13 protein-coding genes, 2 tRNA genes and 1 other RNA gene are annotated in these 15,460 nt (G+C 73.0%); 9 read left to right on the plus strand and 7 right to left on the minus strand.

Going from position 1 to position 15,460, the window contains the following annotated elements; all coding sequences use genetic code 11:
* Together AB1673_05815 and AB1673_05820 are read right to left on the minus strand one after the other, a co-directional pair.
* A partial coding sequence (locus AB1673_05815) for an RHS repeat domain-containing protein (protein MEW6153492.1) occupies positions 1–148 on the minus strand: 148 nt, incomplete at its 3' end.
* 170 nt (positions 149–318) lie between these two features.
* Positions 319–1,821 carry an ABC transporter substrate-binding protein gene (locus tag AB1673_05820; GenBank protein MEW6153493.1) on the minus strand — a complete coding sequence of 501 codons (1,503 nt, stop codon included), beginning with the start codon at positions 1,819–1,821 and terminating at the stop codon, positions 319–321.
* A 211-nt stretch (positions 1,822–2,032) separates the two neighbouring features.
* Between AB1673_05820 and AB1673_05825 the strand changes: the two genes are divergently transcribed.
* From AB1673_05825 to AB1673_05835, 3 genes are all read left to right on the plus strand, one after another.
* Positions 2,033–2,593 carry a hypothetical protein gene (locus AB1673_05825; protein MEW6153494.1) on the plus strand — a complete coding sequence of 187 codons (561 nt, stop codon included), beginning with the start codon at positions 2,033–2,035 and terminating at the stop codon, positions 2,591–2,593.
* Positions 2,594–2,748: 155 nt separating this feature from the next.
* Positions 2,749–3,048: a hypothetical protein gene (locus tag AB1673_05830; GenBank protein ID MEW6153495.1), complete on the plus strand. Its 300-nt coding sequence runs from the start codon at positions 2,749–2,751 to the stop codon at positions 3,046–3,048.
* On the plus strand, positions 3,045–8,579 hold the full coding sequence (locus tag AB1673_05835) for a PEP/pyruvate-binding domain-containing protein (GenBank protein MEW6153496.1): 5,535 nt from the start codon (positions 3,045–3,047) through the stop codon (positions 8,577–8,579). The genes AB1673_05830 and AB1673_05835 overlap by 4 nt, the downstream gene beginning before the upstream one ends.
* Before the next feature lie 35 nt (positions 8,580–8,614).
* On the opposite strand, the gene AB1673_05840 is transcribed toward AB1673_05835, so the two are convergent.
* The 5 genes from AB1673_05840 to AB1673_05860 form a co-directional block, all read right to left on the minus strand.
* Positions 8,615–10,042 (minus strand): NAD(P)-binding protein, encoded by a 1,428-nt coding sequence (locus AB1673_05840; protein MEW6153497.1) that lies wholly within the window; start codon positions 10,040–10,042, stop codon positions 8,615–8,617.
* Positions 10,039–10,245 (minus strand): hypothetical protein, encoded by a 207-nt coding sequence (locus AB1673_05845; GenBank protein MEW6153498.1) that lies wholly within the window; start codon positions 10,243–10,245, stop codon positions 10,039–10,041. Before AB1673_05845 ends, AB1673_05840 begins: the two co-directional genes overlap by 4 nt.
* Positions 10,246–10,436: 191 nt before the next feature.
* Positions 10,437–10,522: transfer RNA gene (locus tag AB1673_05850), tRNA-Ser, on the minus strand.
* 15 nt (positions 10,523–10,537) lie between these two features.
* On the minus strand, positions 10,538–11,002 hold the full coding sequence (tadA, locus tag AB1673_05855) for a tRNA adenosine(34) deaminase TadA (protein ID MEW6153499.1): 465 nt from the start codon (positions 11,000–11,002) through the stop codon (positions 10,538–10,540).
* Between the two features lie 36 nt (positions 11,003–11,038).
* Positions 11,039–11,126: transfer RNA gene (locus tag AB1673_05860), tRNA-Ser, on the minus strand.
* A gap of 54 nt (positions 11,127–11,180) precedes the next feature.
* Between AB1673_05860 and ffs the strand changes: the two genes are divergently transcribed.
* From ffs to mce, 6 genes are all read left to right on the plus strand, one after another.
* Positions 11,181–11,280, plus strand: an RNA gene (gene ffs / locus AB1673_05865) — signal recognition particle sRNA small type.
* Positions 11,281–11,327: 47 nt separating this feature from the next.
* Positions 11,328–13,427: a DNA polymerase III subunit gamma/tau gene (gene dnaX / locus AB1673_05870; GenBank protein ID MEW6153500.1), complete on the plus strand. Its 2,100-nt coding sequence runs from the start codon at positions 11,328–11,330 to the stop codon at positions 13,425–13,427.
* The gene (locus AB1673_05875) at positions 13,424–13,765 is read left to right on the plus strand and encodes a YbaB/EbfC family nucleoid-associated protein (GenBank protein ID MEW6153501.1); all 342 of its coding nucleotides are present in this window, start codon (positions 13,424–13,426) and stop codon (positions 13,763–13,765) included. Before dnaX ends, AB1673_05875 begins: the two co-directional genes overlap by 4 nt.
* Before the next feature lie 16 nt (positions 13,766–13,781).
* Complete coding sequence (recR, locus tag AB1673_05880; GenBank protein MEW6153502.1) at positions 13,782–14,381, plus strand: recombination mediator RecR; 600 nt, start codon at positions 13,782–13,784, stop codon at positions 14,379–14,381.
* Between the two features lie 86 nt (positions 14,382–14,467).
* Positions 14,468–14,911 (plus strand): hypothetical protein, encoded by a 444-nt coding sequence (locus AB1673_05885; GenBank protein ID MEW6153503.1) that lies wholly within the window; start codon positions 14,468–14,470, stop codon positions 14,909–14,911.
* Complete coding sequence (gene mce, locus AB1673_05890) at positions 14,898–15,335, plus strand: methylmalonyl-CoA epimerase (GenBank protein MEW6153504.1); 438 nt, start codon at positions 14,898–14,900, stop codon at positions 15,333–15,335. The genes AB1673_05885 and mce overlap by 14 nt, the downstream gene beginning before the upstream one ends.
* Positions 15,336–15,460: the final 125 nt, after the last annotated feature.

Raw genomic sequence — 15,460 nt, forward strand, 5'->3', positions numbered from 1 at the left:
CGACGGCCCCGGTGGCCGCCCCGTAGACGACGGCCGTGGCCCCCCGGGGGCCGTGGGCAGCCGTGGGCCGGCCGGCCTGGTCGTAGGACCGGGTGGTGGTCCAGCCCCAGACGTCGGTGTAGGACACCGGGCGCCCGCCCAGGTCCACCTTCGTCGTGAGCGGGCCCAGCCCCGCTTCGGAGGCCGAGGTGGTGAGGGGGTCGCCGCCCCCGCGTAGTCGTAGGTGACGACCTTGACCGATTCGAGGGGAAATGGCCCGATCGGCCCATTCGCCTTCGGCCTCGGCGCCGGTCGGCTCCGGGCCGGCCCGGCCGGGCTCTAGCGGGAGGCGGTCAGGGCGGCCCAGGACTGGTTGATGGCCGAGGGGTGCAGGTCGGCCAGGTGCATGCCGGGGCGTAGGCCGTAGAGGCGGGGCACGTGGGCCAGCGGGACCACGAGCAGTTCGTCGACGACCTGGGTGTGGGTGGCCGCCACCGCCACCTGCTGCACGCCCTGGCGGCTGTCGGCCGTACGGGCGACGTCGGCGTGGCCGCCGGCCGCCCGTCCCGCCAAGAGGAAGAACGGGTTGGCGTCGTTCTGGTTGGGCATGGCCAGTTCGAGGTCGTAGCCCCGTTGGCGGAACTCTTGGTGGGTGGTGATGTCGGCGCCGTGGCGGGTGGCCACCTCGATGCCCACCTCCCGGAGCTGGCCCTGGATGGCTCTCAGCCCTTCCTCGGGAAGGGCGGGCCCGGCGACCAGGGCGAGGGTCAGGCGCCTGCCGTCCTTGGCCCGCACGCCGTCGGGGCCGGCCCGCCAGCCGGCATCGTCGAGGGTGCGCCGGGCGGCCGCCGGGTCGAAGCCCACAACCGCCAGCTGGGAGGCGGCCGTCCCGAGCACGGCGGGCGGGCTCAGGGACCGGGCCGGTTCGCCGTTGCCCCCGAGCACGGCCGTGATGTAGGCCGACCGGTCCACGGCCAGGGCCACCGCTTGGCGGACCTCGCGGTCAGGCAGCGCACCGGCTGTCGTGAACGACAGGACCTGGGTGGCCCCGGCGGGGGCCCGGGCGACGGTGGCCCGACCGCTGGCCTCGATGGCGGCGACCGACGCCCACGGCACGTTGGCGGCCACGTCGACCTCGCCGGCCAGCAGGGCCTCGACCCGCTCGGCCGGGTCGGGCATGAACACGAAGGTCACCTGTTCCAGCCGGGCCTTCTCGCCCCAGTAGCCGTCGTGGCGTTCGACCACCACCCGCTGGCGGGGCCGGTAATCGACGACCTTGAAGGGCCCGGTGCCCGCCGGAGGAGTCGAGTCGTTGTGGCTGCCGTTGGGGACGATCGGGCCCTCGGGGTGCACGAGCTGTTCGGGCAGGCGGAGGTTGGGGCTGTTCAGGACGAAGTCGACGGTGTGGTCGTCGAGCTTGTCGATGCGGTCGAGGACGCCGGTCACGGCCGCCGAGAGGAACTGGCGGCCCGTCCACGACCAGACCACGTCGTCAGCGGTGAACGGGCGACCGTCGTGGAAGGACACGCCCCGGCGCAGGTGGAACCTCCACGTCTGGTCCCCGACCATCTCCCAGCGCTCGGCCAGCCCGGGCTGGACGGTGAAGTCGGTCCCGAGGCGCAGCAGGGGTTCGTACACGCCCACGCTGAGGTCTCCGGCGGCGAAGGCCTTGGACGCCGGGCCCTGGCCGGTGAGTGGCCAGATGTCCTCGGTGACCGCCACCCGCACGCCGTCGCGCCCGTCCGCGGCCCCCGGCAGGGCGCCGTCGCCAGCGCCCCCGCCCCCGCAGGCGGCCAGCACGACGTACGCCACCAGCGCCCACGCCCGGACGAAACGTGGCAACGAGGCTCAGCCGCCTCGGGGCCGGCGCCCCCGGCTGGCCGGCGCTCGCTGGGCCCGAGCCGGGGGCTCATCCACCACAGACCTCCCGCCCACGCATCGCAAGCGGCCAGGGTAGTTGTCCGGGGATGGGCGGGGGCGGTCCCGGCTGGGCCCGGAGGTGGCCTAGCCTTCGGGGATGGTGCGGGCCGGGCAACGGTTGAGACGGGCTGGCATGCAGGCAGTGGCCACCGGGGTGGTCGCCCTCGTCTTGGCCGCGTGCGGGGGCGGCAGTGGCGGCGGCGCCGAGCTGGCCAGCGGCCCCGGCGGGGGGCCAGTCTCGACCGTGGCCCCCGTGAGCACCCTGCCCGCGACGGGCACGGGCAACATCAGCCGGCCCGCCTGCGAGCACCTGAGCCGCGAGGAGGTGGCCCGCCTGCTGGGCAACGGCGTGACCGCTGGTCAGGAGGCCGGCCGGTCGTGTTTTTGGGGCACGACCGTCGACCGGGGCACGAGCGCCACGCTGACGGTGGTCGCTCCCGCGCCCGGGCGGGCGGCCGACGAGTGCACGACCCAGCGCAACAGCCTCCCCTCCGAAGCTACCGCCGACTCCGTGAGCGGGGTCGGTAACTCGGCCGTATGGGTCTGGCAGCCGATCTCGGTGCTGCTCCAGGGCAACTTCCTGGCGTGCTGGGACAACGCCGTCGTGCTCGTGTTCCTCTCCGGCGAGCGAGACCAGGCCAGCCTGCGCAACGCCGCCTCAGGCATGGCTCAGACAGTCCACGCCCGGCTCTGACCCGCCGTCGCGGCTGTCCACGGCGGACCTACCCCACGACGCCGGCCCTCGTGCTGCCGTCCACCGCGGTCTCAGGCCGTACCTAATGGGACCTTCGCCTCTTCTCACCGCCCTGCGAGGACTGGATCATTCGAGAGCAGAGGAGGTGGCTCTCGATGCTCGGTTCGCTTTCGGGACGGGTGGTTGTCATCGGGACGGTGGCGGTCGCCCTTGCGGGCGGTGTCGACGCGGTCAGGGGCGACAACGCCGACCTCCTCGTCGTCTTCCTTCTCGTGGCCGCGCTGCAGCTTGCGTTGCTGGTACGCCTCCAGTTCGGCCGGCGACCGGTCCCGGTCCGGCCTGATCTGGCGGCCTGGCTGGAAGCTCGTTCCGCGCTGACCGGAGAGCCGCCCGCGGCGATAGCCGAGCGGAGCATCGCCGAGTACCGGGCCAGCCTGCGCGGGGATAACGGGTGACGACTTCGCCGTCCGATGCCCCACTCGTAGTCCTCCCTGGCGACCAGGTCGACCCGGCCGTCCTTGGCGGTAAGGCGGGGTCGCTGTGGCGACTGGTCGCCCTGGGGTTCCCGGTCCCGCGCCTGGCGGTCGTCACCGCCGACGCCTACCGGCGTGCCGTGTCGGGGCCCCTGAAGCAGTGGCTGGTGCACCTCCCACCGACCGACACCGACGAAGAGGGCCAGCGGGCCCAGGTCGACGCCGCCTTCGCCGCCCTCGTACTGCCCGACGACCTGACCGAAGGGGTGGTCCGGGCGGCTGAGACCATCGCCGGGTCCGGCGGGGCCCTGGCGGTTCGTTCGTCGGCCAGCGCCGAGGACCTTCGTGGTGCCTCGTTCGCGGGTCAATACCGTTCGTTCCTCGACGTAGTGGGACCAGCGGCAGTCCTGCAGGCCCTGCGCCTGACGTGGGCCTCTCTCTGGCACCCGGCGGCTCGGCGCTACCGGCTCGAGCAGGGGTTGGGCGACGAGGAGGCGGCTATGGCCGTGATCCTCATGGAACTGGTGCGACCCCTGCGGGCCGGGGTGGCCTTCACAGTCGACCCCGCGGGCGACGAAAGCGACGTGCGGGTCGAGGCGGTCGCGGGCTTCGCTGACAAGTTGGTGGGCGGAGAGGTCACGCCGGAGGCCTTCGTCGTCCCCCGTGCCGACCCTGACCGAGGGGGCTCACCCTTGGTGGCGGCCGTGGCGCGCCTGGCCCTCGACGCCGAGACGGCCTTCGGCTGCCCCCAGGATGTCGAGTGGGCTTGGGACGGCACCGCCGTCTATGTGGTCCAGTCCCGGCCCATCACCGTCGCCGGCCCGCCTGACGACGACGGGTTCGACCGCTGGAGCCCAGCGGCCGACTACACGACCACTGGGATCGCCGAGGCGCTCCCGGGGCTGCTGGCGCCGCTCGTTTGGGACACGGCCGGCCGGGCCATCGACGAGGCCTTTCTCTGCTTGCTCGCCGACCTCTCGGCCCTCCCCTCGTCCGGTGGCGACCTTCACGCCCTGGCCCGTGTCCGGGCGCAGGCCGCCCTCGACTTGGGGCTTCTTCGCCGGGCAGCCGCGGTCATCCCAGGAGCCAGCGCCGGTGCCGTGGAGCGGAGCCTCTTTGGAGGCGACGGGGAGCCCGAGACCGGGGCCGAGGCGGGGACAGGGAGTGACGCTCGTCGGGCCCGGTTGTTGCGACGCCTGGCCCACGACTGGCGGGTGGCTCGCCTTCGTCACCAGGCGCGGGGCGCCGGAGAAGTGTTCCGGCTGGCAACCATCGAGATCGTCGGCCACGGCCGGCACCTCGGTTCGCTCTCCGACTCTGCCCTGCTGGGCTACCGAGCCCGCCTCGCTGACATCTTGGCCCGGGGGACGAGAGCCGAGGTGGCCGTGGCCGCATGCGCGGTAGCAGCTTACGATCGCTTGGAGGCCTTCCTGGCTCCGTACGTGGGGAGCGAGGAAGCGTCGGGTCTGGCCGCTCGGCTGACGCAGGGGACCGACGCGCCGGTGGTGCTGCGCCGGTGGATGGAGCTGGCTGCTGAGGCTCAGCGCACGCTTACGGGCCGCCGAGCCATGGCGGCGCACCGATGGAGTGAGGCCTGGACCATCCTGGCCGCAGATGGCGAGTCGGCCAAGCGGTTCCGGTCGCGGTTCGAAGAGACGATCCGGGCCGCTGGGTCGCGGTCGGTCATGGGCGGTCCCTCCTGGGTCGAGGAGCCGGACTTGGCCTGGCGCGCGGTGCGGGCGGCCACGGCCCGGCACCCCGGGGCTCCCGACGGGGCTTTGGACGCCCGCGCCGCCGAGGACCTCCTGTCGGCCACGCCCCGCTGGCAGAGGTTGAACGTCCTTACCGGAGTCCTCGTCGACACCCAGGGCCTGCTCCTGCGCCGCCACGTCGACGATGCGCGCGACCTGCTCCGGGAGCGGGAGGCACTCAAGTCCGCGCTCTTGAGCATGGGCGGAGAGATCCGTCGTGTCCACCTGGAGATCGGCCGGCGCCTGGCGGAGAGGGGTGGCATCGCCGAGGCAGCCGAGATCGATTACCTCGGGACGGCCGAACTGTCCGCGGCCATGTCCGGGCACGGGCCCTCGCGGGCTGAGTTGCTCCGTCGGCACCGGCGCTTTGGCCATGCGGCCGCGTTGCCGCTGCCCGCCCGGTTCGTGGGCCGGCCCCCGGTCGCCCCCGCCCCGGCCCCCGCCGGTGATCACTTCCAGGGTTGGGCGGCAAGTGCGGGGAGCTACGAGGGCCCGGCGCGGGTCGTGACTAGTGCCGACGGCCAGCTCGAGCCCGGCGAGATCCTGGTCGCCCATACGACCGACCCGTCGTGGGGCCCCCTGTTCCTCACGGCCGGAGCACTCGTGGTGGAACAGGGAGGACCGCTGTCCCACGCCGCGGTGGTCGCCCGGGAACTGGGCCTGCCGGCGGTGGTCAACGTCACCGGCATCGTCGAGCGAATCAGCGGGGGGCACCCCACGGTGAGCGTCGACGGCAGCAGCGGCGAGGTCGTAGTGATCGACGATGCTCCCTCCGGTGGCCAACAGGATGGGGTGGACCAGGGAACGGGCCCCGCGGCAGGGCCGAGCGTAGCCGGGCCGAGCGTGGCCGGGCCGAGCGTGGCCGGGCCGGCCCCAGCCGGGCCACCGCCTGTGGAGGGGGCCCCGGCCGACGGCCACAGCCGGGGCGCGCTGGCGGCCCGAGCGAGGACGGAGGCGGAGCAGGAGGCCCTGCACGTGTTTGTCCCCGCCGTGATGGGGGCCGGGCTCTTGTACTCGCTGCTCGTGCTGGCCCGGGAATGGACGGGCCGCGTCCTCGGCCGGCACCGACGCCAGGCCCTGGTCCGGGCCCAGGCCCGCCTCGTGGCCGACGAGGTGCTGGGCGGCGAAGAGGCAGCCATCGCACCGGACGGCTCCCGGGCCACCCGGACGCTGCTCGCCGTCGTGGGTGCCGTCTTCCTCGGGTTCGCCGTTTACGTACTCCCCGGAGCAACGTTCAACTACCTGCGCCCAGGGGGCTACATCTCCGAGATCGCCTGGATCCTCGCCGTCGCCCTGTTGCTGGTGGTCGTCGTAGGGACGGCCGGTTTCGTGTTCGGGCTCTCCGCCTTGGGCCGGCGTCCGCTCGCTCCGGCCGCCCGCCGGGTGGTGCAGGTGAGCGCGGTGGTGCGCAACGGAGCGGACCACCATCCCGCCCACCACGCGTGGGGTGCCCGCTGGCACGGGACCGCGTCGGTCCTCCTGCTGGCCGTCGCCGCGGCCAGCGTCGTTCTCACGCTCGCCGTCGCCATGGGAAACCCCGTCGTGCACCGCGCTGACGTGACCCTCGCCGATCGGGTCCGTGATACCGGTCCTGTCCATCTGCTCACTCGAGCCGACGACCTGGGGCGCACCGGCGTAGCGGTGGTGACCAGCTTGATCACGGTTGTCGTGCTCGGGCGCCGCGCCCCCCGGCTGGCGGCCGCCTACCCAGCCGCGGTCCTGGCCGGCATCGTGGTCAACGTCCTGCTCAAGGGGGTGGTGGACAGGCCCCGGCCGATCAGCCCGGTCGTGGGCACGGCGCTGTCGTCGTACCCAAGCGGCCATACCATCCAGGCGGTCCTCCTGGCCGTCTTCGTCACCCTGGCGGTCCACGAGGTCAGCCGCCATAGGTGGCTGACGGCGGTGACCGGCTTGACGCTTGGGGCCGGGGCGGCCGGTACGAGCTGGGCACGGGTGAGCTTCGCCGCCCACTGGCCCTCCGATGTGATTGGTGGTGCCTTGATCGCCACCCTCGTCGCGCTGATTGCGATGCTGATCATCCACCCGCGGCCGGCGCACCACAGCGGTTACCGACCGCTGCTGCTGCTCCCCGAGGTGGTCGCGGGGCGCGCCCGCGTACTGGCCCGGGGGTTGGCCGTGGTGGCCGTGGTGGCCGTAGCTGCCCTTTCGGTCAGCGTGGGACTGCCGCGCGCCCCCGAGGGGGCACTTTCCGACGGTGGCATCGACGACCTGGTCCAGATCATCCTGCTCCTGTTGTCGGCCGTGGCGGCTGCCGTGGCCTGGAGGTGGGAGGCCGTGGGAGCGGTCATGCTGGCTGCTACCGGCACCGCCATGGCGCTGTTCGCCTCCTTGCAGTACCAGCCGGCGGCGGCCCTTCTGGTGGCCTTGGCCTTCGTCACCCCTGCCCTGCTCTTCTGGGTCGCCTGGCAGCACGGGCAACCTCTTCGCTCATTGGTTGCCGCAGCCGCAGCTGCTGCGGTTCTCACCGGAGGGACCTGGGCCGGCGCGTCAGCCATCTACGACCACTACTTCGGCCCGGCCCACCCCCAGTCGCCCCTGGTCGCCATCCGCTCGGACACGCTTTCGTGGGTGTGGGCGGGTGGGCTGAGCGCCGATGGCGTCACTGTTACGGCCAAGCTCAGCAGGCCCGGTCCCGCCGAAGTCTGGATATCGGCATCGCCCGACGGGGAAGCCGCCCGACTCGTCCCCACTAGGGGGTCGGACCCGAGCGATCCTCGGGTGGTCACAGCCGTCGTCGGCGGCTTGGCCCCAGCCACGTCGTACTACTACGGGGTGGCCGTCAACGGAGTGCTCGACCGTTCATTCTTGGGCCGCGTGAGGACTCCCGGAGAGGGTCCCTTCTCGTTCACGGTGGCTTTCGGCGCCTGCGCCCGCACCGGGTCGAACGGCCTCGTTTTCGACGCGATCGCTGGGGTCGACCCGCTGCTCTACCTCATCACAGGCGACTTCCACTACGGGAACGTGGCAGAACCCGACGGTGAGCGGCTTCGGGCCGTGCTCGACCGTACCCTGAGTGCGCCGGCCCAGCAGGCCCTGTACCTGAAGGCACCCATCGCCTACGTATGGGATGACCACGACTACGGCGGGAACGACGCAGATGCGTCCTCCCCGGCCCGCCCGATGGCCCAGGCGGCCTACCGCTCCTATGTTCCCCACGGCGTGCTGGCTAGTGGTGACGGTATCCAGCAATCCTTCGTGATAGGCCGTGCCCGCTTCATCCTCACAGACACGCGTTCATACCGCAGACCCGCTCTAGACGGTAGCGGGACGATACTCGGCGAAGACCAGCTGGCGTGGTTCGAAGAAGAGCTTCTCGCCGCCCGTGACGCCGGCCAGCTCGCCATCTGGGTGAGCCCGACACCGTGGATCGCCGAGGCGAACCCGGCCGCGGACTCGTGGGCGGGCTTCGATCAGGAACGTCGGCGGGTGGCCGACTTCATCGACCGAAATGGCATCAGGCTGCTGATGCTGAGCGGCGACGCCCACATGGTGGCGATCGACGACGGCACCAACAGCGGCTACGCCTCCAGTGGGGCCTCCGGCTTCCCGGTCGCCCATGGAGGAGCACTCGACCGCCCCGGCAGCCTGAAGGGCGGGCCCTACAGCCATGGTGCCTTCCCGGGGGCGGGGCAGTTCGGCGTGCTGGAAATCGACGACGACGGGGGCGACCGGGTGCGCGTGCGCATCACGGGCCGCAACTGGAAGGACGAGATCCTGGTCAGCTTCGAGGCGTGGCTCTGACCCTGCTACTGACCCGCTGAGCGGCCGGTTGCCGCCTACCCGGAAGGGCCGGGGCGGGCGGACCGAGCCGCTTTCTCGGCCTCGTAGGCCAGCCGTACCAGGTTGACGAGGCCCTGCTCGACGGTCTCGGCCAGCCGGTCGGTGGCCGCCCTCACGTCGGGGTCGTCACGCCGGGAGGGGTCGATGCGGGTCGGGTTGAGGAGGCAGCCGTTGGCCCAAGCGGCGATGTCGGGTTCGGCGGACTGGGCGCGCGACGCCATGGTCCCCCGAACGATCATCCGCGCCCAGCTCCCCGGGCTGTCGGGAAGGGCGTTGGGCGGGCACAGGCGGTTGCGCTCACGGTCGTCGTCACGGGTGGCTTCGACGTAGCCGATCAGCGCCGCCCCGAAGCACGGGAAGCCGGCCCGGACCGTCTGGAGCTTGATGTCGTCGGCGCCCCAGATGGGGACCAGCGGCGGGTAGCTCAGCCCGGAGGCCGCGCAGTGAACGACGAGCGAGCCGGGACTGAGCGCGAACGATCCCCGGTCGAGCACGACCTCGTCACGGTTCACGCGCCGCACCCGCCCGAGACGCACGACATCCTCGACCGTGCGCAGCAGGTCGAGCTCCCATTGGCCGAGGGTCGGGGTCTTGGCCATGGTGGGCAGCACGCCGGGGTCGACCCGGAGCATCACACCCGCAGCTTCGAGGCGCAGGAACAGGTCGTCGAGCGACGTGGACGCCGCGGCCGCCTCCATCGTCTCGCCCACCAGCCCGAGGCCCACGACCGGGTCGGGTTGCACCACGGCCCGGTTGAGCATCCACGGGTCCCGTGGGCGCACCCACACGATCCGGTCGGGGCCCACGCCGTTGACTAGCAGCCACACGATCGCGTCGGTGGCCGTCTTGCCCGAACCGACGATCACGAAGCGAGTGGGACTGGCCGTCAGCGTGGCCAACCGGTTGACCGGGACCACGTCGACCCCGTCGGCCACCTCGAACGGCGCGGGCGTCGTAGCCGGGACCCGCGGGGACAGGTAGGTGGCGTCCACGACCCGGCGGCGCACCTTGACGTCCACGCTCTCCCCCGAGACCAGCGAGGTCACCCGGTGGGCCGAGCCCTCCCGGCGGTAATCGCTGGCCCCGAGGAAGGTGACCCGTCCCGTGCCCACGAAGCGGCGGTGCAGGACCTCGTCGAAGTACGCCAGGACCTCGGACCTGCGGGCCCGCTCGCCGAGCCCCTTCTCCGGCCCGGTCAGCTGGAGGGCGCCGCTGCCCAGGGCGGTCGATGCGACCCCGTAGAACACCGACGCCTGGTGCAGCTGGACGAACGGGTAGGCGTCGAGCCAGTGGCCGCCGGCCCCGTGACGGCGGTCGACGAGCGTGACGTGGGCGTCGGCGTGGTCGATCAGGGCGTCGGTGAAGGCCATGCCCATAGCCCCCGCCCCCACGACCAGGTAGTCGGTCTCCAGCGGGTGCGTCACCCGCGGTCCCGGGGTTTGAGCCACCCCCGGGCGCGCGTTGCGGCGGCGAACGCGTCAGCCTCGGCGTCGGACAGCTCCTCAATCACGAGCGAGTCGACCGACTCCAAAACCGGGATCGCCGCGAGCTGCTCCTCGGTGAGGTCGTCCGGCAGCGAGGCGACCCCAAGGGGCGCGTCACCGGCGTCATGTGCAGCGTCGCTCACGGTCCCCATCGTACGGCCCACGCCGCCTGGAAGGCCCCGCGACCACGGTGCGTGGCGGTCTCGGACGCCCGGAGCGGGCCGATCCGCACCCCATCCGCACCCCAAAATCGGGTTCAGGGGCGGTCGGTTTCGGGCCGGTATGGGCACCGGCCCGCACCCTGTCTGACCTGCGGTGTCGGGCTCAAGATCAGCGGAGGGAGTGGGATTCGAACCCACGGTGGGCAGTACCCACAACGGTTTTCGAGACCGTCCGATTCGGCCGCTCTCGCATCCCTCCGAACCAGGGCCCAGGCTACTGCCTGCGGCGGGCGGCGAAGAAGGTCGTCAGGAGGCTACTGGACTCGTTCGCCAGCACTCCGCCGACCAGCGGGACCTCATGGTTGAGGCGGGGGTCCGAGCACAGGTTGTAGAGCGAGCCACAGGCTCCGGCCTTGGGGTCGTAGGCCCCGAAGACCAGGCGGCCGAGGCGGGCGGCCACGAGGGCACCGGCGCACATGGGGCACGGTTCGAGGGTGACGACCAGGGTCACGGCCGTGAGCCGCCACCCGCCGGCGACCGCGGCGGCGTCGCGCAGGGCCAGCAGCTCGGCGTGGGCCGTGGGGTCACCGAGCAGTTCCCGCTCGTTGTGGCGGCTGGCGACGACCTCGCCGGCCACCAGGGCCACGGCCCCGACGGGCACGTCGCCGTGGCCGGGGGCGAGGGCCGCCTCGGCCAGGGCCAGCTTCATGGCGACCTCGTCACCGACCTCGTCGCCCATGCCCGCACGCTACCGGCCCCCGGCCACGGGCCACTCTGGCGGAGGGAGTGGGATTTGAACCCACGAGGGGTTGCCCCCTACACGCTCTCCAGGCGTGCCGGTTCGGCCGCTCCCGCATCCCTCCTGAACCCCGCCAGGCTATCGTGCTGGCAGGACGCCGCCCGCCGTTGGGTGCAGCGGCCGGGTCCTGCGCAACGGGCTCCCGTGAACCGAGTCAGGGCCGGAAGGCAGCAGCTCTCAGCGGACCGGTCCGTGTGCCGCAGTCCAGCCTGGCCGCTGCACCGAGCGGCGGCGGTGTCCCACTGTCCCGGTAGTGTCGGCGGGCGTGGCGTACCAGTCCCTCTACCGCCGCTACCGTCCCCAGCGCTTCTCCGAGGTCAAGGGCCAGGACCACATCACCCGCACGCTGCGCAACGCCGTGCGCGAGGGCCGGGTTTCCCACGCCTACCTGTTCAGCGGGCCGCGGGGGACGGGCAAGACCTCCACGGCCCGCATCCTGGCCAAGGCCCTCAACTGCCCCAACGTGGCCGACGGCGAACCGTGTGACGTCTGCGACTCGTGCGTGGCCATCACCGAGGGCCGGTCCCTCGACGTAAACGAGATGGACGCGGCGTCCAACCGGGGCATCGACGCCATGCGCGACCTCATCGCCCGGGTCTCGCTCGCCTCCCCGGGGCGGTGGAAGGTCTACATCGTCGACGAGGTCCACATGCTGACCACCGAGGCGGCCAACGCCCTGCTCAAGACGCTGGAGAGCCCGCCCGCCCACGTCATCTTCGTGCTGGCCACGACCGAGCCCCAGAAGGTGCTGCCGACCGTCCAGAGCCGCACCCAGCCCTTCGAGTTCCGCCTGCTGGCCGCCCAGGTGCTGGCCGACCACCTGCGCTGGGTCGCAGGCGACGCCGGCCTCGACGTGGCTCCCGAGGCCATCGACCTGGTGGCCCGGCGGGGTTCGGGGTCAGCCCGCGACGCCCTCTCGGCCCTCGACCAGGTGGCCGCTGCCGGAGGGATCGAGCACGAAGGGCCGGGGGCCGACGATCTCGTCGAGGCCCTGTGCGAACGTGACGTGTCGGCCGCCCTGGTGGCCGTGGCCGAACGGCTGGCCTCGGGCCACGACCCTCGCCAGCTCGCCCGGGAGGTTCTCGAGCAGCTTCGCCAGGCGTTCCTGGCCACCATCGACCGCAACCTGGTCGGCCTGCCCGACGAGGACCTCGAACGGGTCGAGGGCCAGGGCCGCCGGCTGGGGCGACCGGCCGCCGTTCGGGCCATGGAGACCCTGGGCCAGTCACTGGTCGACATGCGCGAGGCCCCTGACCCCCGGGTCCTGCTGGAGGTGGCCCTAGTCCGCCTGTGCCGGCCCGAGCTCGACACCTCACCCGAGGCCCTGCTGGAACGGATCGACCGCCTCGAACGGGCCATGTCGGGTACCCACCGCCCGGGCTCCCTGCACCCCCCGCCGGCGGGTGCGGACGCCGGTGGCCAGGGCCCCCCCGGGCCGGCAGGCGGCCCCGGTCCCGGTCCCGGCCGTGCCGGGGGCGCCGGCGACGGCCCGCCCGCGGGGACCGGCCCCGCCCAGGCGGTCAAGCCATCCGGGCCGGCCGAGGCCCGGGCGGCCGCCCGCCGGGCGGTCGAGGCACCCTCCCAGCACGAAGTGACGGCCCGGCCTCCGCGCCCCGCTGCGGGGGCCGCGACACAGGCGGCTCCGGCCCCCGGCGGTCCACCAGCAGGCCCCGACCCATCCCCGCCGAACCCCGAGCCGCCCGCGAGCTCGGCCGACAGCGACGAACACCAAGCGACGCCCGGCCCTGGCGCTGGTGTGGGTGCTGCTGGCGGGCGCAAGGCACTGGGCGGGGTGAGGGGGAGGGCGCAGTCGCCTCGCCAGACCGGCTCCGCCGCCGGGCCCGGGAGTGGCGGGGAGGACCCGGCAGGGGGCGGCGCCTCGACCGCAGGTCCGGCGGGGGGCGGGGCCTCGACCGCAGGCCCGGCGGCCGCCGGGTTCCCCAACCGCGACGACCTCACCCTGGCCTGGGGTGACCAGGTGCTGGGAGGGCTCAACCAGCGGGCCCGGGCGCGCTTTCGAGCTGGGCGGTTCACGGGTGTCGAGGGCGAGGTCGCAGTGTTCGCCTTGCCCGACCCGTTCCACCTCGACCGGTGCCGGGAGTGCCAGGCCGAGGTGGAGGAGGCCCTGTCCGCCCACTTCGGGCGGCGCGTCCGGCTCCGGCTGGTGGTCGACGGCGAGGCGAGACCGGCCCCGCTCGCGAGCCCGGGGGAGCCGCTGGTCGAGCCGTCGGGGCCCGAGCCCGAGGAGGAGGTGCCCGTGGCCTGGGAGGATCTGACCGATGCTCCGCCCGGGGCGGTACCCTCGCCTCTCGAGCACATCCTGAACGTCTTCGAGGGCGCCGAGGTGGTGGAGGAGGAGCGATGACCGACGGCACACCGGCAATGCCCGACCTCGGGGCACTGCTGAAGCAGGCCCAGGCCATGAAGGAGCAGTTCGACCAGGCCAAGGCGAGCGCCGCCGAGGCCGAGGTCGAGGGCCAGTCGGGCGGGGGCATGGTCAAGGTGCGGGTCACCGGCAACCTCGAGTTCCTCGACGTCACCATCGACCCGTCGGTGGTCGACCCGGGCGACGTGGAGATGCTCCAGGACCTTGTCCTGGCGGCCGTGCGCGACGCCGTGGCCCGGGCCACCGAGCTTTCCGAGAAGGCCATGGGCACCATCGACCTCGGCCCGCTGGCGGGCGGCTCCGGGCTTCTCGGCTGAACGCGGCGCGCCCGAGGTGTACGCCGGGCCCGTCCAGGTCCTCATCGACGAGCTGGGACGCCTCCCGGGTGTCGGGCCCAAGTCGGCCCAGCGCATCGCGTTCCACATCCTGAAGGTCCCCGTGGAGGACGCCACCCGGCTGTCCAACGCCATCGCCGAGGCCAAGGCCAAGGTGGGCTTCTGCCGCCGCTGCTGGAACGTGTGCGAGGGCGACGAGTGCGGTATCTGCGCCGACGACCGCCGCGACACCACCATCGTGTGCGTGGTCGAGGAGCCTCGTGACGTCGTTGCTGTCGAGAAGACCCAGGAGTTCCGCGGGCGCTACCACGTTCTCCAAGGCGCCATCAGCCCCATCGAGGGGATCGGGCCCGAGCAGCTCAAGGTGCGCGAGCTGCTGGCTCGCATCGAGCCCGAGGGGATCACCGAGGTCATCCTGTGCACCAACCCCACCATCGAGGGCGAGGCCACGGCCATGTACCTGGCCAGGCTGCTCAAGCCCCTAGGCGTGCGGGCCACCCGCATCGCCAGCGGCCTCCCCGTGGGCGGTGACCTGGAGTACGCCGACGAACTGACCCTGGGCCGGGCCCTCGAAGGACGCCGCGACCTCGAGGGCTGACCGAGCGCTTGGTAGTTGTCACACCCACGGCATATGCTGTGGCATCTCTTCCCCCTGGATGATCTCTCATACCCAGGAGGATTGCCGTGCGGCACCGCTGCACCACCCACGGGCCGGGCTCGTCCGAGCCTGTCCTGCAAGGCCCGGCCGGCGCCGTGGCCGCCATCCGCCTCTCGTCCCCGCCGGCCGCCGGCCCGGCCGTGGTCATGCTCATGTGCGACAGTTCGCACCGCCTGTTGCTGTCAGTGGTGGCCGACGGTGCGACGGCCGCGGCTGTGCCCAGCCTCGTGACCCTCGCCCTCGAAGTGGCCGCCCCGGCCGGCGTATCGGGCATCGTGCTGGGCGTCGTGCGCGAGCGCCTCGGCAGCTACCTCCCCAGGCCCGAGGTCGCGGCTCTGCGGGGCGTGGGGGCCCGGTGTGCGGCCGGGGGCGTCGACCTGCTCGACCTGCTGATGGTCGGGCCGCGAGGCTGGCGGTCGGTCCACCACCTTGCCGGCGGTGGGGAGGGCGACGATCATGGCCACCAGTGACCAGGCCGGGCCGGGCGTGCTGACCGAGATCGACCACGTGGCCGTGGCCGTGCGCGACCTCGACGCCGCCATCGGGTGGTACCGCCAGGTGCTGGGAGCCGAGCTCGACCACCGGGAGGTCGTCGAGAGCGACGGCGTCGAGGAGGCCATGCTGGCTGTGGCCCAGTCGTGGGTGCAGCTCATCACCCCCACCCACCCGGGCTCGACCGTGGCCCGCTTCCTCGACCGCCGGGGCGAGGGTCTCCACCACGTGGCCTACCGGGTCGACGACTGCGCGGCCGCCCTGGCCGCGGCGGTGGCCGCCGGGGCCCGGCCCGTCGACGCCGTCCCGCGTCCCGGCGGTCGTGGCACCACGGTGGCCTTTCTCCATCCATCGTCTGCCTTCGGCACCCTGATCGAGCTGGTCCAGCCGCCCCCGACCTGACCGACCGGTTGGGTCGGGAAGTCGGGTCAGCCAACGGCCGGGGAGCCGCCTTCGTCCGGGGCCCTCTGTGACAGGCTGGTCGTATCGATCTCGCTGTCGGCGACCCGAAACCGCCTCTGAGCAGG

The organism is Actinomycetota bacterium, from assembly GCA_040754375.1.
In the GTDB taxonomy this organism is placed as follows: domain Bacteria; phylum Actinomycetota; class Acidimicrobiia; order Acidimicrobiales; family AC-14; genus JBFMCT01.